Raw genomic sequence first — 18,541 nt, forward strand, 5'->3', positions numbered from 1 at the left:
CGATGAAATTGAGGTGAAAAAAGCATGTTTGGGCTTTCAAAAGAAGAAATTATGTTAATGCTAGAGAAAGTAGATTTAAAAGAGAATCAAAAAAATGCCATAGCGGAGATCCTTCATATGAACAATTTGCGAATTGAGCAACAGCTAGCATTTATTATTCATCTAGTGATCGATGAGCGAGAAAAAAATATTTCACATAATACATATTTAAATTAGAAAATGTCGAAGGAATGAGAAAATTGACTTTGACACATAGAATCCAAAACATTTGGACTTATAAGAAATTTTGTTCCTAATAATTTATTGTTTTTAATTGAAAATCACAAGTGTGTAAAGACAAGCACTTGTGATTTTTTTCTATTTATAGCAATTGGTTGTATACTTTTTGGGAGTTAGAAGGTTATATAGATGAGTTAACTACGAAATGGATATCCAAAAGTTGGTGAAATATGAATAAAGAGTGGGAGCGTCTATTGCTTGCGCATGCAGAAGTCGTTTTCAAATATTTGATAAAAATAGGGGCTACAAAAGAAGATGCAGAGGACGTTATACAAGAAGCCATCATTAAAACAATAGAGTGTTTGTCTTCAATACAACATGATAATTTACGGGCTTGGTTATTCAAGGTCGCCCTTAATCGTTACTATACATTGTATAACAAGCAAAAGCGCACAACATTGATTGGTGACGAAGAAATCGAAAAATTAAAGATAGTATTGGATGATGTGGAACAACATTATTTACAAAAAGAGCAAAATGCAAAAATTAATGAAGCCTTGCTTGGGCTACAGCCGACGTTTCAGCAATTACTTTTACTGAAATACGATATGGAATTTTCTTACAAAAAGATCGCGGCAATTCTAGCTATGAGTGAGTCGCATGTAAAAACCTATTTACAACGAGCGCGTAAAGCATTTAAAAAACAGTGGGAGGCGTTAGAATATGGACAACCTTTTTAATACAGAACAGATGACAAAAACTATGAAAAAAGCACAACGGCGTGCAACATGGAAAACGATCTTTATCACGTTTTGCGTTTTAATTGTGACTTTGTCTGCTGGGAAAATAGCTAATGATGCTATTACTAGATTTTTGCAAAGCCATGCACAGAATTCCTTTTATACTTTACACCAAGTAGGAAGGGCGAATGAGTTTATTGGGACAACGAAGAATTACCCAGGCATTTTAGGTGGTGAAATGCATTATAAAACGTTTAAATTCATTGAAGGTAAAATCGTTCCTACAGGAGATGACACGTATGGCTACGGTTTTTTTCGAGATGAGAAAGTTTATGAAGGTTCTACTTTTCCTCTTCCATTTGGAAAGAGCGGAAGTGAACAAGATGTAGATGTTCAGCATTACAATGAACTTGGACAGCGTGAAATGTTGTTTTTCTATCCATTTATAGATTATCAAAAGATGCGAAATGATTTAGCGTTGTTGCCTGAAATGGATGATCATAAAATAATGGAAGTTGCTTTATCGTTTGATAAAGGTTATTCAATGCAGGAAGCGCTTGCTAAACTGCCGAAAGATGTGACTACTTCTTGGTTATGGGTGAAGGATATTAACGTGACAGATGACCATTATGTTAAGATTGCCAAAAGTGATGGAACAGTTGAGAAAGGGGACTATCTTTTGCGTTCAGAAGAAAATGTATATGGCTTTTCACTTTTTAACGCGAATGGTGAGGTAGCAGAGAACCCGGCCGAGCAATTTGTACGTGCAATAAGTAGTGGCACAAGACAGAAATCAAGATTACAAGATGAGTATAAACGATTGGAAAAAGAAATTGGCGGAGCTGATGGGTTGTCAGTAAATGATCTTGTTATTTATGGGGCTGTCGTCACTGGGGATAAGAAAACACTCACAAGCTTACAGGATCTTGATTTTATTAAAGCATCTTCAATCGGAGTAATAACAGATAAATATTAATAGCGTGTTGATTGGGAAAAATAGGTTTATTATTGAGCGATAAAAGGATTTTTTTGTTGCTATTTTGCTATTATATTCCCATTTTAACAGATTGTAGCGTAGGGCTACTCGACTCCCGCGGGAAAGCGAGACAGACGAGACCCTGAGGCCAACACGATGTTGGTCACGAAGGCATTGTCACAGGACGTGACGAACTTAGCCTTCGTTCCTTTAGCGGAGGAAGCGGCTCGACGCTCGCCCGCAGGAAGCCTTGCTCTGCGCGAAAGCGAAGCGTCAGCGACAAAGCGAGTAGCCCGTAGCGGAAATCAGAGCCTTCAAATTAATTAGAGTGAACAAATGGTTAATTAACACACCTGAAATATAAATATAAAAATAAGGTCATCCATAGGGGATTGACCTTATTTTTATAATTCCTTTGTAAAGCAAATAATACGATTAGCCTCTGAGAAACCTAGTTTAAGATGGACGGCTAGACTTTCGAGATTTTGTAATTCACAATCACTTGCAAATTCAATACATCCCTTACGTTTAGCCCACTGCTCACAACTCTCGACAAGGAGCTTTGCAAAGCCTTTCTGTCGATTTGGTTCGTTGACAAAGAGTCCTTCTAAATAGCCGACTGGGCTTGAGTCGGTACCTTCCACATAATCTGTTCGGAGTTGACATTGTGCAAAACCGACTGCTTCATCATCCTCATAGGCAAGATAGATCGCAGCGTTTTCTGCGTTAATTAGTTGTGCCATTTCCTCGCTAAATTCTTCTAACGTATGATTTGGCCAAAGTTGTAGTGCTAATAATGCGGCTGTTTGTACATCTTCTATGACAGCTTGTTTAATCATATAAAGTCTCCTTCTTCAATGAAATGGTAAAAATTGAAACTTTTTATTATTCAGAACGTAAAAAGATACAAGGTAAAAAATACAGGGAGGTTAGTACTTCTATTCTCTATATTAAGAATGAATTTGAGCGAAAGCAATTACTTTCGCATTTTTACGAGATTCACTGCTTTAAAAGGTAAAGGTGCTAAATTTGATGAACACCTAACAATACAAGCGACACAAGATATCTTAATTGTTAGTTCACAGCAAATATTTGAAAGGGAAGATGGAAAGGGGAAACCATAATGACAATTTTACAAAAACTGATACAACAAGCTAAAAAACCAAATGGAATTGTAGGGTCATTGATGCTGCGAATTATGAATAAGGCACACAACGGTATGAACACATGGCTAATGCGTCAAGAAGTAATTAAAGATGGCGATCAAGTATTGGATATTGGATGTGGAGGCGGGAATATACTTCGATCATTATCGAAAATGAATCCAAGTGGTACAATTTATGGTATAGATTTTTCTGATCAGGCTGTGCAAGAATCTATAAAAACAAACGAAACAGATGTAGCAAATGGAAAAGTAATCGTGACGCAAGCAAGTGTTTCAAGTATTCCGTACACGGATAAGTTTTTCGATACGATTACAGCCTTCCAAACACATTATTTTTGGCCAGACTTAGCAAATGATGTGAAAGAAGTATTTAGAGTGTTGAAGGACGGGGGTAAATTCATCATTATTTCGAAGCTCTATAAAATTAATTATCATATGAAAGCGTATAAAACAAAACTTGAGATACAGCAATTATTTGAAAGTGTTGGATTTCAAAGCGTTACTATACAGGAAAACACACTAAAAGGCTGGCTTTGTATTACAGGGCTTAAATAATACATAAAAATGGGGGATTTATAAATGAAAAGATGTGAATGGGTCAAGCTAGATGAACCTTTATATGTTGAGTATCATGACAAGGAATGGGGAAAACCCGTCTATGATGATCGGCATTTATTTGAGATGCTCTGTCTAGAAGGGGCTCAAGCTGGACTTAGCTGGTGGACGATCTTACAAAAGAGAGAGGGCTACCGGGCTGCTTTCGACCAATTTGATGTTTCGAAAATTGTTCTCTATACGGAGGACAAGCTACAGGAGCTTAGTCAAGATTCTCGCATCGTGCGTAATAAATTAAAAATTGCCAGTGTTGTGACGAATGCCCAAGCTTTTCTACGAATACAAGAGGAGTATGGTTCGTTCTCTGAATATATTTGGGGCTTTGTGGATCATCAGCCGATCATCAATGAATGGTCGTCAATTGCTGATGTGCCTGTCACGACGGAAATTAGTGAGCGAATGAGCAAGCAATTGAAAAAAGACGGCTTTAAGTTTGTTGGTAGTACTATTTGTTATTCATTTATGCAGGCCATAGGAATGGTTAATGATCATGTCGTTGATTGTATTTGTCGCAGTGAGGGGTTAACTGATGAAAATTGAAGATATCAAGGCACAGTTGGTGAGACAGGCAACGATCTTTGAAACAGGTGGGATTAGACCTACACATGACTTACTAGAAAGTTGGATTGGCTATGTAGGATGGTCATTACGACAGGAACAGTGGCCAGAAGGATTTCAGCCACTTGCTACTTTATTTTTAAAGGAACTGCCATTTGTACCAGCATCACTGCAACATTTTAAACTGCTAACGATATTTATTAAAGAAGAAATATTTGATCACCTTATAGAAGATGATCTTAGCCGTTTTTTTGAAATAAGAGCATATACATCTCTAGAAGGGTTAATCCAGCAAAATTGGAAGCATGAACATATTCGTGCTTTCCCACTTATTCCAAAGCATATTGATAATGATTATCCAGCATGGGATGGGGGAGGGATTCCATCCGATATGGAGGATGAAATTTTGAGTCTAGAGCACGAGGAAAATATTGAATATTTCGATGATATCGTAGAGGAAATATACGCAATTCATAAAATAGGTGGCTACCCAGCTTTTTGTCAAAGTGGTTATGATTTCGGTGAGGAGTTTCCATTTGTATGCCAGATTGCCTCAGACGAAAAGGCATATTTTAATATCGTCGATAATGGAAATTTCTATTTTTTTTATAATCCAGAGCTAAATGAGTGGCGAGTTCATTGTGATTTTTATTAGCAGTAAAATCATTTCTCCTTCACAGCTAGCAGCGTCAATTCAAAGGTCATAAATACGGTATTCTCAACAATAACTTGATAAATAGACATGTAGCGAATCACCAAAAAAGTGACAGCAATAACAGTAGCTAAAAACTCTAATAAGATCTTTCTTTTTTATGCTGTTAAGGCTTGAGGGCACTTTCTACTATGTGTCCTTGATATGATGGAGACTACGGAAGAGTGAAATGAGGGCGCATCTTTTTTATTAATTGATCTCATAAAGAGGAGGAATGAAGATGAGTCGACACATACCAGAAAATAATGGAACAAAGAAGGTGAAAAGAATGGAAAGTAAAACAGTAGTGAAAAACGGTATTGGCTTTGGCTCGGTATTAGCCATTACTATTTCTTGGAGTGTAAATCATTCAATAATATGGGCAATCATTCACGGCTGTTTTAGTTGGTTGTATGTAATCTACTATGCGATAACAAGATAAATTGTGGATTAACGTGTGAAATGCCAAGCAAAGAAGCGGGATAGATGTGGAACCTGACGCTATGCAATTGTTTAGAAAAAATTGCAACCTATACATACAATAGTGAATGTATTTTCGTTCATAACTTATAGGCATTTAGCATAAATAACTAAGTGCTCTTTTTTCGAAGAAAAGCTCCTATTATGAATGGAAGTTCACTTACATCATTGCATGTATCGTAGAAGAAAGGTTGATCGGATGACACATCAAGTGACCGCCACAAGCAATATTGATTTTAATGCTTCAGGCGTTGATGAAATATTACAAAATGTAGCTTTTATATTATCTACTTTCGTAATACCTTGCCCATTATACAGAGATTTTGGTTTCAGACTAGATACTCTTCCACCTTTTCAGCTTGCAAAAAGACGTAATACTGCACGCCTTATTGAAAGCATTCAACGTTTCGAGCCACGAGCTGTAGTAGTAGATGTAGATTACCTTGGAGATATTTTTGTAGGAAAATTAGAACCAGTTGTGAAAGTAATCGTAAATGAATAAACTTACAAAAATTTGCCAGGCTATTTAACGGTTAGCTTGGCAAATTATAAGTAGATTTGTTGTCAAAAAAAAATAGTCATTGCTTTGGCCTTAACGCTTATTGTATTGAACAAGCAATATGCATTTGCGTTAGTATGCTGCAGCTTTTCTGATTGCATCAACTTTTTGGCAATCAATAGTAATAGTAGTGTGACCTTTTCCTAGATCTTCTAGGAAGTATGCACAACAATTTTTTGGATTAAAGGATAAGAAAATTAGACCTAAGAATCTACCACCGCCAGCTAAGAAAATATCTACATGTGTACCTGGATCTAAATGTCTTAAGAAATCACATGCGCAACCTTTACAGTGATGGTGTTCAGACTTTTCTTCATGACAATGACATTTCTCGTGTTTCATTTCATGTTCACGTTCGCATTTGCATTCGCACTTGAATTTTTCATGTTCATGTTCCCACTTGCATTTGTCATGCATACGTTTACAATCGCACTTGCACTCGAGCTTCTCATGTTCTTGCTTCCATTTGTCGTGCCAACTACCACAATGGCATTTCTTATGATCCCAGTTCATGTGTTTTCCATATCTATTATCTTGCATATTTTAGTCTCCTTTTAGATTAGTTTTGTTGTATTGGTAGCGCTAACCTTTACACTTATAATCTATGTTTGAAAAATGTAAGGAGATTGGTAATATGCCCCTGAGTTAGAATAAAAATAATTTTTTTCTAGAAATATGAATAGCTCAATATATATAAATGTTAGAAAAAGATAATTTTTAGAGATGGATAGATAGACTTTCGCCTGAAAAAATGTTTCTGAAGAAATAATGGTCATCAAGAATATACAAGAATAAAAACAACTTGCATGTTGTAACATTGTATAAAATATATAGTAAGGAGCGGAAAAATAAGATTATTTATTTTGAAAAAATATGAAATGGAGAGAATGAATGGGAAAGTTAATAAAAGGTATTTTTATTTTATTTTCCTTGATATTAATGACTGCAGCATTAATAAAATATAATCAACCTTCATTTGAATATACCATGCAAAAAAATCCCGACCTAGTTTACGCTGAAGAAATTGGTGGGAAATTACAACAAACGAAGTTTACGCAAAAAATTATCGTAGCATTACGAGCGGCAGGTTATTCTCCAGATAGTACGATAGGGTATTTAATTGAATCTCCAAACAACCAAGTAGTAACTATAGAATTACATAATTTAGATGAATTTGATAAAAGTACAGAAAGTGAAATTCAATATATCGTCAACACGATAGCGAAAAATAATAATCTTCAGATGTTTATAGTTGATGTCAAACTTATTGATGTACATTAACAAATGGCATTAAAATTAGCGCAGTATCGGTAAAGACATCTAAATGGGTACAGAAAATTGTGTGCTATAATCAAAAAAAGAGGTGATCATGCTGAGGATTTTAGTTTTAGGTGCTACCGGGCGCGTTGGTAGCCACATAGTTTCCCTTGCGTTACGGGATAAACATATCATAACAGCTGTAGTGCGCAACCCAAATAAGGTAAAAGTAGATAATGAAAATTTGCATATTATACAAGGTAATGTGTTGGAAAAACAAGATATAGAAAATGCCATGAAGAATGTAGATGTTGTGATTAGTGCATTAAACACAGATGGTACAAATACATTAACTCAAAGCATGACTCTGATTTTGGACGCAATGAATAAAATGAATGTGAAAAGAATTATAACTGTTGGAACGGCTGGTATTCTACAAAGTCGTATGATGCCAAGTATCCTACGTTACCAATCGAGCGAATCAAAAAGAAAAACAACCTTTGCAGCACAGGAACATCATAATGTCTATGAATTATTGAAGAAATCTGACACGGATTGGACAATCGTCTGTCCTACATACTTACCTGATGGTGAATATACCGGTACCTATCGTATCGAACGAAGCTTATTACCTAAAGGTGGGGTAGAAATATCGGTAGCGGATACAGCAGAATTTACCTATCAACAAATTCAGTGCAAGGAATATTTGAAATCGCGTGTTGGGATTGCGTACTGAACAAGCTGAGCTAAATCCCCTGTAAACGTGAAAAAATAATGGAGGCTACTTTGTAATGTACTTTTTAAGTTAACTATAATTATTATGGTTATAGGAGGCATTATCTTGAAAAAAGAAATAAAAAAAGACCTGATAAAAGTGATATCTGTGTTTGCTATAGGTATTATTTTAATTTATTTGGTTCCTTGTCTCTTAAATTATTTTTAATAGTATTTCTGACCCTTAAAAAGTAAGAATAAAACAAGAAGCCTTTTAATTCGAAGGCTTCTTGTTTTTATCAAAATACATGATTCAATTTACACAATTAATGAATTAAGCGGTTATTTTTCATAAAGTGACCTATATTAACCCCACCTAATTCAAAAACTCCTCCACTACAAGCTGCACAAATTGGTACTTTACCAGTTCCACAAGTTCCGATGCAAGTGGCTGCTAAATTCTTGCCAAAACAACTAAAAAAAATTAAAGACCACATTCAAGCAATAGAAGGTGAGCTGTTTTGTAAGACTAGATTTAATGAATAAAACTAATACGTAGCCAATTGCCTTAGAAATAGAGTTAGATTATTCATTTTTCATCTGCATTTCTATTAATCGTTGATAAATAATATCTTGATAGTTTATGTTTCGCCATAATGTAATAACATCCAATTCTGCTTGCTCTTGAAGGCAGCTTTGTATTAACTCATATGCGATAAAATAAGCTAATCGGTTAAAGCCAAATCGTTTACCGCCATTAATAGAGAACCATTCCAGGAACAGAGCTCTTGCATCGAGCAAAGTTAAATCGTTTAAAAACGCTTCGATAATTCTTTGTTTATTATTTGTAGCAAATGATAACCACTCTAAATCATCTTGAAACGCAAAATACTCATCTTTCCTTGCATTTACCACCTTTATAGAAAAATACGTTGCAATACCTTCCTGTAAAAGCCAAGTGAATGGGCTCTCCCAGTCTATTTTAGCCCAATCAATACCTCTTTTTTCGGATAATAAATGGTGTAAAAAATGCCCAAACTCATGAGCGATAATAATTTTTAAATGGCGGTTTTGAGGGGAAAGTTTCTCTAAACAAAATGCGATTTCTGGAATAATTTGTCGGTGTGTAAAAGCATTACTTCCATATAAACCTACAATCAGGTGTACATCCTTTGTAAATGTGATATTGTACATCCGTTCATAGTTACTAACAATTTCACGAATAAGCTTAGGCATTTTATCTTTTATTTCCATTAATGCTGGCATCTTTTCTTGATGTTTTGGGATAGCAGTTTTCATTTTTTCATCTACATTTTGACAATGATACCGAAAGTATTCTTCAAAATGGCTCGCATGTTATTCATAATATCCCTTTAAATAATCAATGGTAGGCAAATAGTTTTCGGTAAAATCTGTTACTGTATCATGAATTAACATGTTCGTCTCCCTTCAAGTAAAGCAACCTTCAGATCATGTCTTAACATACTTTTTTGCTTAATACTCTTTTGTAGCCTAAAAGTATAAATAATTGAGTATCCATCCGGCGATCCCACCTATGATTCCTACAATAATTAAGATAAGCCCATGTTTTTCGGCATGATAATCACTTTTTAAAACGATACCCATGCAAACGGCAATGATACCACAAAACAATTGAAAAAAGACAAATGCAAACAAAGCATTAATCCAACCAATTGTTATTAGTAAGGACTTGCAGTTTTTTACATCTTCCATGAAGATTCCTCTTTTCACAATCATTTGGCTTTATATATACCATTTTATTGGAAATGACTCTTTAAGTACATGATATTCTTTGGATATTGTCAGTAACATAAAAAAGACATTTCCATTTAAAAAATCTAGGGTAGCAGGAGAGAAGGCTAAATTAGCTTTGCTTAGTCTAGTGTAGATTTTAAACAAAGTTGCGACGTTTTAAAAAAGGTCGCCATGCATTTGCTCAAGATAATATAGCTGAGGTTTTTTATTCCATTAATGTACGTAGGTTATTTGAAGAAAGATATTCAAATATGAGGAGTGGTGATTAGATGGATCTAGTATTTATTCGTCACGGTCAAGGTGAACATACATTAGATATGCCAAAAAGCTTACAGATTAAAGACCCATCATTAACACCTAAAGGGGAGAAGCAAGCAAAACTGTTAAGAAATCAATTCCCTTTAACTAATGATGATATTATAATCATAAGTCCTACTAGAAGAACTCTGCGAACAGCATTTATTTGGAGTGAAAATATAGATTGTCGTAAGATTGTAAGTCCTTTCGTTTCACCACGGCTGTTTCCTTTATTACATGATAAAAGCACATTGCCTTGTGATCAAATACTTGATTTAGAAATAATCCAAAAAGATTTTCCAACTTTCGAAATTGATATTAATGTCCCCCTAGATTTATGGTCAGATGGAATAAATGTTATGCCTGAAAATAAATTCATAAAAATTGCAGAAGAATTTATTATTAATTGCAAGCTGTTACAAAAAGAAAAGATATATATTGTTTCCCACGATGGTACCATGACTTCGTATCGTCAATTAATTTCAGGTCATAATTTATCCAGAAAAGATTTCCCATCAGAAACAGGATGGTTTCAAATTACTTGTTAAATTGACGGGGTGCCTTAAGGCTCATCTCATTGATCAAACTTTTTTATAATAATCTCATACGTAGCTAGAAGCTTAACTCCATTTATTGCTTTCATTTCATCTTCAGCTATTCTATCAATAGTACGGATAAAACTAGTCTGATTTCTATTCTTCTGCGGGTGTCGGTTCGTCATACCATTGTCCATTGGCGCTTCCTAGCATCATAATCCCCCAACGAAGACTCATAACTCCCTAAAGAATTGATACTAGGACACAACCTGCCAACTGCTATAAGACTTATATTTGTTTCTAGTATTTTCGGTAATCCGTTATAACTATAGCGGGGGTCTGGCGCGCGAATAATTCTATGCCAAGCTGTCCTTTATTCACGTACTCAGGCTTAGACTAACACTATGTACTTTATTATTTTGACATTTATAAGCATACTTTATTTCAAAGCAAAACCACTTATTTTTATAACCAGTAAGTGGTTTGGTTTTATTGTTGCATTTTTTGCAAACAATATGGCAAAATTAATACGTCTGTAAGTGACCTATTTTCACCTAAGGACATAAACATCTTTACGAAATATTTGTTATGTCTTGAGTTAAATACGCCATTTGTGGAGGATGCTATTTTTAAATACTATTGTTTAGACGTTAACATTTTGGAGGTAGAAAAATTGAGTAAAAGGAGATCGGTTGGATTAGAGTTGCGTACATTGTCTCTTTTAATGAGAAGACAATTGGATCAAACCACATGTACTACATTACCTGAAAAAGATAACCTTACTGCCATGCACGGTTGGACAATTAGTTATCTTTACAAAAACCAAGATAAAGATGTGTTTCAAAAGGATTTTGAAAGAGCATTTTCTATTCGTAAATCAACAGCGTCTAGAGTACTAAAATCCATGGAAAGTAATGGTTTGATTACAAGGCAATCAGTTCCTTACGATACAAGACTAAAAAAAATTGTCTTAACAGAAGAAGCGCTGAGAATACATGACGGCATCGAAACTCGTAGAGCAATACTTGAACGAAGATTACTAACAGGTATCCCTGAAGAGAAACTTGAAGTTTTTTTTGAAGTGATGGATGCTATGAAAGAGAATATTGAATCTTGAAGAAGATGCTATTTTGATGTTTTTATTACTATATAGTTAGCACGCTAACTAAATAAGGAGGACTGCAAACATGTTGAAAATATTTAAATACTTAAAACCAAAAGAATGGACGTTAATCGTTGCCAGCATTGTGTTCATTGTAGGGCAAGTTTGGCTAGATTTGAAGTTGCCGGATTATATGTCTAAAATTACGACACTTGTCCAAACAGAGGGCAGTAAAACGAGCGAGATATGGTCAGCTGGAGGGAAGATGCTTTTATGTGCCCTTGGCAGTATGATATTGGCTGTCATTGTTGGTTATTTTGCGGCAAAGGTAGCAACGTCTCTTTCAAAGGAATTGCGAAAAGGAGTATTTGACAAAACTTTATCTTTCTCTATGGAGGAGATTAATGGTTTTTCAATCGCAAGTCTTATTACTCGTTCTACAAATGATATTACGCAAATACAGCAAACCGTTGCAATGGGTCTTCAAGTTATGATCAAGGCTCCTATCCTTGCAACGTGGGCTATTTTGAAGATTATGGGGAAAAGTTGGGAGTGGTCAGCGGCAACAGGAGTAGCTGTCATTGTTTTACTTATTTTGATAGGTAACCTAATCATCTTTGTGCTACCGAAATTTAAAGTCGTTCAAAAACTGACAGATAATCTTAACCGAGTAACAAGAGAAGGTTTAACTGGTATTCGTGTTGTTCATGCTTATAACGCACAAGGGTATCAGGAAGAAAAATTTGAACAAGTAAATAAAAACTTAACAGATACAAACCTTTTTGTGAACCGCCTTATGGCCCTTATGCAGCCGGGGATGGGTCTGATTATGTCAGGTTTAACTCTTGCAATCTATTGGATTGGAGCGCATGTAATTAATAATGCAGCGGGTATGGACAGAATCGGTAAGTTTAGTGATATGGTCGTATTTTCATCTTATGCAATGCAGGTAGTTATGGCATTTATGCTATTATCAATGACATTCATTTTGCTACCGAGAGCAGCAGTATCTGCAGCACGTATTAATGAAGTACTAAATACACCTCAGACAATTATTGATGGAGTCATAAAATCGTCGCCTAAAGGAATCGAAGGTGAAATCGAACTACGTAATGTTAGTTTTAAATATCCTGATGCAGAAGACTATGTTTTAAAGGATATTAGTTTTACAGCACATAAAGGCGAAACTGTTGCTTTTATCGGTTCTACGGGTAGTGGTAAGAGTACGTTAATTAATTTAATCCCAAGATTTTACGATGCTACGGAGGGAGAGGTATTAGTCGACGGTATTAATGTAAAAGAATATGCACAAGAATCTCTTTATAATAAGCTGGGCTACGTTTCTCAAAAAGCTGTATTATTTTCAGGTACGGTAAAATCTAATGTTGCCTACGGTGAAAACGGCCAGATCCCTTCAACAGATGAAGGAATCAAAAAAGCAGTGGAAATTGCCCAAGGTAAGGAATTTGTGGAGACAATGGAAGGCGAATATGAAGCGGCGATCGCCCAAGGTGGTACAAATCTTTCGGGAGGACAGAAACAGCGTATTTCGATTGCAAGGGCAGTTAATAGAAATCCTGAAATCTTTATTTTTGATGATTCGTTCTCTGCCTTAGATTATAAAACGGACCGTCAACTTCGTTCTACATTGAAAAAAGAGACAAAAGGTGCAACCTCTTTAATAGTGGCACAGCGAATTGGAACAATTAAAGATGCTGATAAAATTATTGTTCTTGATGAAGGTAAAATTGTTGGTATGGGAAAACATAGTGAATTATTGAAAACTTGTAACACTTATCAGGAAATTGCTTATTCGCAGCTATCGAAGGAGGAGTTGGAAAATGACTAATACACAAAATAAGCCTCGAAAAGGTCCAGGTGGTCCAGGTCATATGATGGCTCCTGGAGAAAAGCCAAAGAATTTTAAAAAGCCTTGGGGGAAGTTGATTGCCTATTGTAAACCTTATTTGCCAGCGATTATCTTTGCACTTGTATTAGCAGTTGTAGGAACAATTTTTACGATTATTGGACCCAATAAACTTAGTGAGATCACCGATTTGATAATGGAAGGCATGGCTGGTGAGATTGATATTACGGCTATCGGAAAAATTGGTCTGTTCCTTGCTATTTTGTATGGGTTGAGTTTTATCTTCAATTATATTCAAGCGTTTATTATGGCTACGATTACGCAGAGAGTTTCCAAAAGATTACGGACAGATATCTCGAACAAAATCGATAGATTACCGTTGAAATACTTTGATTCTACAACCAACGGCGATGTGTTAAGCCGTGTCACGAATGATGTGGATATGATTGGACAGTCTCTAAACCAAAGTATCGGTTCGTTAGTATCAGCGGCAGTAATGTTCTTTGGATCTTTGATAATGATGTTCTATATTAATGTTACGATGGCTCTTTCTGCCATTGCTGCAACTTTCATTGGATTTGTATTCATGACCTTTATTATATCCAAATCTCGCAAGTACTTCGTTCGTCAGCAGCAAGACCTTGGTAGAATAAATGGCCATATTGAAGAAATCTATTCAGGGCATAGTGTTATGAAAGTTTATAACGGTGAAAAAGTAGCCAAGCAAGAATTTAATGAAATCAATGAAAGTCTATTTAATAGCGCTTGGCGAGCACAGTTTATGTCGGGCATGATGATGCCTCTTATGATTTTTATTGGAAATTTAGGTTATGTTGTTGTTTGTGTAGTAGGTGCCGCACTAACAGTGAAAGGTTCTATTACATTTGGTGTTATTGTTTCATTTATGGTTTATATCCGCTTATTTACGCAGCCGTTGTCTCAGTTAGCACAGGCAGCAACAAGCTTGCAGTCAACAGCCGCAGCGAGCGAACGTGTATTTGAGTTCTTACAAGAAGAGGAGCTTAAAGATGAAAGTGATAAGAAAGCCATTTTAGATGCTAAAGATGTTAAAGGTAATGTGAAATTTGAAAACGTGAAGTTCGGATATACAAAAGAAAAACTTATTATTAAAGATTTCTCTGCACAGATAAAAGCTGGTCAAAAGGTGGCAATTGTTGGGCCTACTGGAGCTGGGAAAACAACGCTTGTTAATCTTCTCATGCGTTTCTATGAAGTAGATAGTGGAGAAATCTTGATTGAGGACGTACCGACTAAGTCGATTACTCGTAAAAATGTACACGATTTATTTTGCATGGTGCTGCAAGATACTTGGCTATTCGAAGGTACCATTAAGGAAAATATCATTTATAACAAAGATCATGTAACCGACGAAGAAGTAGTTGCAGCTTGTAAGGCGGTAGGTTTGCACCACTTTATTAGAACGTTGCCGAAAAGTTATGATACAGTATTAAACGATAATACAAGTTTATCTGTCGGACAGAAACAGCTTATTACCATTGCAAGAGCTATGGTTAAAAAAGCACCGTTGCTTATTTTAGATGAGGCTACTAGTTCCGTTGATACGCGTACAGAAGCACTTATTCAAAAAGCAATGGATAAATTGATGGTGGGCCGAACATCATTTGTCATTGCGCATAGACTTTCAACAATTAAAAACGCCGATTTAATTTTAGTTATGAAAGACGGAGACATTATTGAAAGCGGTAATCATGAAGAGCTGATTGCAGAAAAAGGATTCTATGCGGATCTATATAATAGTCAGTTTGAAGATGCTTCTTAAAATCAAGGCCCATATACTCGCTTCCAGTTACTAGGGAGAGAGTAGTTTTGTAAAAAAGATTGATCGTTAATAATAGAGATTTATAAAAAGTACCTCGTTTTCCTATGAACTGCACCCCCATTATTAGACACACCATCTAACAATTGGAGTTGCAGTTTTTTTGTCTAAATTTACTGCAGAAGAAAAACGACAAGCTGTTCAACGCTATTTGAACGGTAATGAAAAACGTATGTTAAAACGCTGACGATGACAGCTAACGGCTCTTAGTTAATAGTCAAAGTTTCCGAACGAACGTTCTTTTTTGTTGCAATGGTCTATTTTTCTAGTATAACCCATTCAACTAGAAGCGGCGTATCAAAAAAGGTAGTACCACTTCTCATGTCGAATAGTTAATTACAAATATGCTTTTAGACATGAAGGGGGAACTTATACATGGGGGCGAATAAAGAAAAGATTATAAATAGACTTGAACATCATTTGCGAATGACATCGAGGCAATTGATTAAAATGGGGACGGAAGAAGAAGCGATTCATTATTTAATAGAGTCATTTAAATCAGAGCTATATTGTGATTTTGTTGGTGTGATTTTGGCGGATGTTGATGAATTCGTACCGAAAGCATGGGGTGGAAATGCGAATGAGTTTAGTCATGTTTTTCCTATGGAAATAGAAAAATGCTCACCGCTAATACTTGAGCAAAGTTTACATAGTAAAGAAACGAACAAACAGGAAGACTGTCTATTAATGGCTAAGTTAAAAGAAACGGGTGTAAAAACATGGTTTACAGTGCCTCTTACAGATGATGTACATCGATTTGGATATTGTATTATCGGATTTTTTACCTATGTACCTTTGCTTGAAATGGATAAAATATTTGATGAGTTCGGTAAAGATGTTGCGATTGCGATTTCTTTGGCAAGACGTAAGGACCAGCAATTAAGAAAAATTGAGGGAATTGAGTGGATTAGTCGAAACTTATCAATTAATCAGTCACTCAAGGAGAATATAAATGAATTTACTACCCAAGCTGGACTAGGGACAAATGCACAATCTGCCTGTATCTATTTATTTAATGAAAAAGAAAATTGTTTTGATTTACAAGTCCCTATATTTGGTATTAAAGATTTCGATGAAAAGATTATAGTGGATCATAAAAATACATTTAAAGAGTATTTTCCATTCATCGAAAAATCGGGTGGGCATCAAATAACAATCCCGATTATCGTAGATTTGAAAACAATCGGTGTTCTGCAAGTAGGAAATAAGAATGGCAATCTCCTATTTTCAGAAGACGATGTAAATACACTGAAATTATTAAGTGATCATATAGCGATTTTGCTCAAAAATGCGCTACTTTACAATTTAGAGAAAGATAATCGTAAACGTTTACAAATCCTCCTCGATTATCAGCAAGCTCTTGTGAAAGAAACGGTTGTCACTGATGATTTTCACGGTGTAACGAAAATGTTAGCTGAATTATATTGTGGTTCAGTGATTTTATTAGATCGTTTTTTCCATCCTATATCATACAAAATTGAAGAAAGTGAATTAGGGGATATTGGTAAGTTGAGAGAGGTATTGGAAAATGAGCGTATAAGGACAGGGACGTTTAAAATATTGGAACAAGGCGGGCCTCCCTTTTTGATTTCGCCAATCAATGGTGTGAATGCGCTATTGGGCTATCTGGCAATTTGCATAAATAATGGAGATTTAGATGAATTTGATCAATTGACTGTGGAACTTTCAAGAAATATTTGTTCCATTCAGTTCATCAAGCAGAAACTTGTGTTGGATGCCGATAAACAGGCGAAAGATACATTGATGAGTAAATTACTTGTGAAAAATATTGAGGATGACCAAAGTATTTTGCAATATGCAAATCTTTTTCAATGGGATATTTTTAAGCCTCATCGTGTAGCAAATTTGTCAATCGACTTGGCTGAATCTGAAGTAGCTGGACTGAATTTATTTGAGCAAACAGTAAAAAAATCGATTGTATGGGATTACATTAATGAAGGAATTACGCTGAAATCGAAGAAAATTTTAATGGCTACATTGAGTGAACACTATTTATTCATTGTGCCGATAGAGGATGAAAAAAATCGTAAACAGTTTTGGGCGGATTTTTACAAAAGAGTAAGAAAAGCAGTATCCAAAAGTATGATAAAGTGTGAAGTTTACTTAGGCATTGGGAGTAAGGTAGAAAATATGAATGAGTATTTCAATAGTTACGAACAATCATTGCAAGTATTAAATGTCGTTAAAAGCCGATTTAAATCTAAGGGCTATTCATTGTTTGAAGAAATAGGATCATACACAATCCTGCATGATCTAAACTCTTCAGTTGTCACTACATTCATTAAAAGTCAGTTGGGCATATTGCTTGATTTTACAGATAAAAAGAATGTTGATCTGCTTCAAACACTCAGCACTTACTTGCAGAATAACGGCAATGCAAAAGGTACCTCTGATGAGTTATTTATACATCGAAGCTCGTTACTTTACCGTTTAGAAAAGATTGAGAGTCTACTGGAAATAGATTTAAATGATTCAGAGACACGTTTTAACTTAATGATGGCAATCAAACTATACGATTTAAATCGACAGATCTTTTAATGTGGCCCTTGTAAGTGTGAGCTAAATCAAAAAAAGGCAATTCGTTCAAAACCGAACGAATTGCCTTTTTTCCTTTTCATATTTTTTACACCGTCATCTTCATTAAAGTCATAATTCTTTTGAGATTTACTGTCAATATGGCAGGGCCCCTTGCATTTTACATACTAAATAGATTCACAGATGGTGCCACATCATAACCGTGCCTCTGAACTCACTATTTTTCGCTTCAATTTTATAGCGTGATTTCGCATTCCCTTAAAATTCCTCACTATTTTGAATCACTTCTTGATTTTTTGTTTAGTCGATTTAATTGTCGCAGTATAGGTTTTTTTTTGCCCCCCTGATTTTTATGGGTCGGTTTATTTTTTTATTTAACAATTTTGATGAAAAAAATAGAATGATTCCTACAGAGTGTACGTTTCAAATAAAATGATTGAAAAATATAATTACGATAACAATAAAAATTGTTACATTGTTACAGAATAGTTACAAAAAAGTGAAATATTGCAAATGTTTTAATGCATAAAAAGACTATTGGATTAAAGAGTAAAATCGATGCAAGTTGTTTGTAG

The 18,541-nt window shown here is 35.2% G+C and carries 20 protein-coding genes; 16 read left to right on the top strand and 4 right to left on the bottom strand.

Annotation, left to right across the window (positions count from 1 at the left end):
• Nucleotides 1-24: 24 nt before the first annotated feature.
• The 4 genes from AB9L17_RS10470 to AB9L17_RS10485 all read left to right on the top strand — a co-directional run bounded on the left by AB9L17_RS10470 (nt 25) and on the right by AB9L17_RS10485 (nt 2,262).
• The gene (locus AB9L17_RS10470; RefSeq protein ID WP_068985513.1) at nt 25-216 is read left to right on the top strand and encodes a hypothetical protein; all 192 of its coding nucleotides are present in this window, start codon (nt 25-27) and stop codon (nt 214-216) included.
• Between the two features lie 233 nt (nt 217-449).
• Nucleotides 450-959: an RNA polymerase sigma factor gene (locus AB9L17_RS10475; protein ID WP_375200562.1), complete on the top strand. Its 510-nt coding sequence runs from the start codon at nt 450-452 to the stop codon at nt 957-959.
• On the top strand, nt 943-1,935 hold the full coding sequence (locus tag AB9L17_RS10480) for an anti sigma factor C-terminal domain-containing protein (protein WP_375200563.1): 993 nt from the start codon (nt 943-945) through the stop codon (nt 1,933-1,935). The genes AB9L17_RS10475 and AB9L17_RS10480 overlap by 17 nt, the downstream gene beginning before the upstream one ends.
• Before the next feature lie 156 nt (nt 1,936-2,091).
• Nucleotides 2,092-2,262, top strand: coding sequence for a hypothetical protein (locus tag AB9L17_RS10485; RefSeq protein ID WP_175401773.1), 171 nt, complete (start codon nt 2,092-2,094; stop codon nt 2,260-2,262).
• Between the two features lie 77 nt (nt 2,263-2,339).
• Here AB9L17_RS10485 and aac(6') read toward each other — a convergent pair whose 3' ends face one another.
• Nucleotides 2,340-2,774: an aminoglycoside 6'-N-acetyltransferase gene (gene aac(6'), locus AB9L17_RS10490; RefSeq protein ID WP_375200564.1), complete on the bottom strand. Its 435-nt coding sequence runs from the start codon at nt 2,772-2,774 to the stop codon at nt 2,340-2,342.
• A 284-nt stretch (nt 2,775-3,058) separates the two neighbouring features.
• Between aac(6') and AB9L17_RS10495 the strand changes: the two genes are divergently transcribed.
• The 5 genes from AB9L17_RS10495 (at nt 3,059) to AB9L17_RS10515 (ending at nt 5,946) form a co-directional block, all read left to right on the top strand.
• Nucleotides 3,059-3,655, top strand: a complete 597-nt coding sequence (locus AB9L17_RS10495; protein ID WP_375200565.1) for a class I SAM-dependent methyltransferase — start codon at nt 3,059-3,061, stop codon at nt 3,653-3,655.
• Nucleotides 3,656-3,679: 24 nt separating this feature from the next.
• Entirely contained in the window at nt 3,680-4,255 is a 576-nt protein-coding gene (locus AB9L17_RS10500) for a DNA-3-methyladenine glycosylase I (RefSeq protein WP_068985508.1), read from the top strand.
• A complete protein-coding gene (locus tag AB9L17_RS10505; RefSeq protein WP_375200566.1) occupies nt 4,245-4,928 on the top strand; it encodes a DUF1963 domain-containing protein in 684 nt (227 codons plus the stop codon). The genes AB9L17_RS10500 and AB9L17_RS10505 overlap by 11 nt, the downstream gene beginning before the upstream one ends.
• Nucleotides 4,929-5,205: 277 nt before the next feature.
• A complete protein-coding gene (locus AB9L17_RS10510) occupies nt 5,206-5,406 on the top strand; it encodes a hypothetical protein (protein ID WP_068985506.1) in 201 nt (66 codons plus the stop codon).
• A 237-nt stretch (nt 5,407-5,643) separates the two neighbouring features.
• The gene (locus AB9L17_RS10515; protein ID WP_375200567.1) at nt 5,644-5,946 is read left to right on the top strand and encodes a hypothetical protein; all 303 of its coding nucleotides are present in this window, start codon (nt 5,644-5,646) and stop codon (nt 5,944-5,946) included.
• Between the two features lie 129 nt (nt 5,947-6,075).
• On the opposite strand, the gene AB9L17_RS10520 is transcribed toward AB9L17_RS10515, so the two are convergent.
• Complete coding sequence (locus AB9L17_RS10520) at nt 6,076-6,543, bottom strand: hypothetical protein (RefSeq protein WP_083227062.1); 468 nt, start codon at nt 6,541-6,543, stop codon at nt 6,076-6,078.
• Between the two features lie 351 nt (nt 6,544-6,894).
• Between AB9L17_RS10520 and AB9L17_RS10525 the strand changes: the two genes are divergently transcribed.
• Together AB9L17_RS10525 and AB9L17_RS10530 are read left to right on the top strand one after the other, a co-directional pair.
• Nucleotides 6,895-7,284 (top strand): hypothetical protein, encoded by a 390-nt coding sequence (locus AB9L17_RS10525; protein WP_068985504.1) that lies wholly within the window; start codon nt 6,895-6,897, stop codon nt 7,282-7,284.
• Between the two features lie 91 nt (nt 7,285-7,375).
• Nucleotides 7,376-7,996, top strand: a complete 621-nt coding sequence (locus AB9L17_RS10530; protein ID WP_375200781.1) for an NAD(P)-dependent oxidoreductase — start codon at nt 7,376-7,378, stop codon at nt 7,994-7,996.
• Between the two features lie 563 nt (nt 7,997-8,559).
• On the opposite strand, the gene AB9L17_RS10535 is transcribed toward AB9L17_RS10530, so the two are convergent.
• Nucleotides 8,560-9,273: a hypothetical protein gene (locus AB9L17_RS10535; protein WP_375200568.1), complete on the bottom strand. Its 714-nt coding sequence runs from the start codon at nt 9,271-9,273 to the stop codon at nt 8,560-8,562.
• A gap of 213 nt (nt 9,274-9,486) precedes the next feature.
• Nucleotides 9,487-9,708 (bottom strand): hypothetical protein, encoded by a 222-nt coding sequence (locus AB9L17_RS10540; RefSeq protein ID WP_068985502.1) that lies wholly within the window; start codon nt 9,706-9,708, stop codon nt 9,487-9,489.
• Nucleotides 9,709-10,019: 311 nt separating this feature from the next.
• Here AB9L17_RS10540 and AB9L17_RS10545 point away from each other — a divergent pair, with 311 nt between their 5' ends.
• The 5 genes from AB9L17_RS10545 (at nt 10,020) to AB9L17_RS10565 (ending at nt 17,969) form a co-directional block, all read left to right on the top strand.
• Nucleotides 10,020-10,595: a phosphoglycerate mutase family protein gene (locus AB9L17_RS10545; protein ID WP_375200569.1), complete on the top strand. Its 576-nt coding sequence runs from the start codon at nt 10,020-10,022 to the stop codon at nt 10,593-10,595.
• Between the two features lie 661 nt (nt 10,596-11,256).
• Nucleotides 11,257-11,700 carry a MarR family winged helix-turn-helix transcriptional regulator gene (locus tag AB9L17_RS10550; protein WP_375200570.1) on the top strand — a complete coding sequence of 148 codons (444 nt, stop codon included), beginning with the start codon at nt 11,257-11,259 and terminating at the stop codon, nt 11,698-11,700.
• A gap of 70 nt (nt 11,701-11,770) precedes the next feature.
• Nucleotides 11,771-13,534 carry an ABC transporter ATP-binding protein gene (locus AB9L17_RS10555; RefSeq protein ID WP_375200571.1) on the top strand — a complete coding sequence of 588 codons (1,764 nt, stop codon included), beginning with the start codon at nt 11,771-11,773 and terminating at the stop codon, nt 13,532-13,534.
• The gene (locus AB9L17_RS10560) at nt 13,527-15,353 is read left to right on the top strand and encodes an ABC transporter ATP-binding protein (protein WP_375200572.1); all 1,827 of its coding nucleotides are present in this window, start codon (nt 13,527-13,529) and stop codon (nt 15,351-15,353) included. The genes AB9L17_RS10555 and AB9L17_RS10560 overlap by 8 nt, the downstream gene beginning before the upstream one ends.
• A gap of 432 nt (nt 15,354-15,785) precedes the next feature.
• Nucleotides 15,786-17,969 carry a helix-turn-helix domain-containing protein gene (locus AB9L17_RS10565; protein ID WP_375200573.1) on the top strand — a complete coding sequence of 728 codons (2,184 nt, stop codon included), beginning with the start codon at nt 15,786-15,788 and terminating at the stop codon, nt 17,967-17,969.
• The last annotated feature ends 572 nt before the right edge of the window (nt 17,970-18,541 follow it).

It is taken from the genome of Lysinibacillus sp. RS11 (assembly GCF_042019215.1).
Classification (GTDB): domain Bacteria; phylum Bacillota; class Bacilli; order Bacillales_A; family Planococcaceae; genus Lysinibacillus; species Lysinibacillus xylanilyticus_A.

What these genes read in the sequence shown, in the direction of transcription:
- AB9L17_RS10470 (WP_068985513.1), top strand. Translation starts at nt 25, where the DNA reads ATGTTTGGGCTTTCAAAAGAAGAAATTATGTTAATGCTAGAGAAAGTA.
- AB9L17_RS10475 (WP_375200562.1), top strand. Translation starts at nt 450, where the DNA reads ATGAATAAAGAGTGGGAGCGTCTATTGCTTGCGCATGCAGAAGTCGTT.
- AB9L17_RS10480 (WP_375200563.1), top strand. Translation starts at nt 943, where the DNA reads ATGGACAACCTTTTTAATACAGAACAGATGACAAAAACTATGAAAAAA.
- AB9L17_RS10485 (WP_175401773.1), top strand. Translation starts at nt 2,092, where the DNA reads ATGTTGGTCACGAAGGCATTGTCACAGGACGTGACGAACTTAGCCTTC.
- AB9L17_RS10495 (WP_375200565.1), top strand. Translation starts at nt 3,059, where the DNA reads ATGACAATTTTACAAAAACTGATACAACAAGCTAAAAAACCAAATGGA.
- AB9L17_RS10500 (WP_068985508.1), top strand. Translation starts at nt 3,680, where the DNA reads ATGAAAAGATGTGAATGGGTCAAGCTAGATGAACCTTTATATGTTGAG.
- AB9L17_RS10505 (WP_375200566.1), top strand. Translation starts at nt 4,245, where the DNA reads ATGAAAATTGAAGATATCAAGGCACAGTTGGTGAGACAGGCAACGATC.
- AB9L17_RS10510 (WP_068985506.1), top strand. Translation starts at nt 5,206, where the DNA reads ATGAGTCGACACATACCAGAAAATAATGGAACAAAGAAGGTGAAAAGA.
- AB9L17_RS10515 (WP_375200567.1), top strand. Translation starts at nt 5,644, where the DNA reads ATGACACATCAAGTGACCGCCACAAGCAATATTGATTTTAATGCTTCA.
- AB9L17_RS10520 (WP_083227062.1), bottom strand. Translation starts at nt 6,543, where the DNA reads ATGCAAGATAATAGATATGGAAAACACATGAACTGGGATCATAAGAAA.
- AB9L17_RS10525 (WP_068985504.1), top strand. Translation starts at nt 6,895, where the DNA reads ATGGGAAAGTTAATAAAAGGTATTTTTATTTTATTTTCCTTGATATTA.
- AB9L17_RS10535 (WP_375200568.1), bottom strand. Translation starts at nt 9,273, where the DNA reads ATGAAAACTGCTATCCCAAAACATCAAGAAAAGATGCCAGCATTAATG.
- AB9L17_RS10540 (WP_068985502.1), bottom strand. Translation starts at nt 9,708, where the DNA reads ATGGAAGATGTAAAAAACTGCAAGTCCTTACTAATAACAATTGGTTGG.
- AB9L17_RS10545 (WP_375200569.1), top strand. Translation starts at nt 10,020, where the DNA reads ATGGATCTAGTATTTATTCGTCACGGTCAAGGTGAACATACATTAGAT.
- AB9L17_RS10555 (WP_375200571.1), top strand. Translation starts at nt 11,771, where the DNA reads ATGTTGAAAATATTTAAATACTTAAAACCAAAAGAATGGACGTTAATC.
- AB9L17_RS10560 (WP_375200572.1), top strand. Translation starts at nt 13,527, where the DNA reads ATGACTAATACACAAAATAAGCCTCGAAAAGGTCCAGGTGGTCCAGGT.
- AB9L17_RS10565 (WP_375200573.1), top strand. Translation starts at nt 15,786, where the DNA reads ATGGGGGCGAATAAAGAAAAGATTATAAATAGACTTGAACATCATTTG.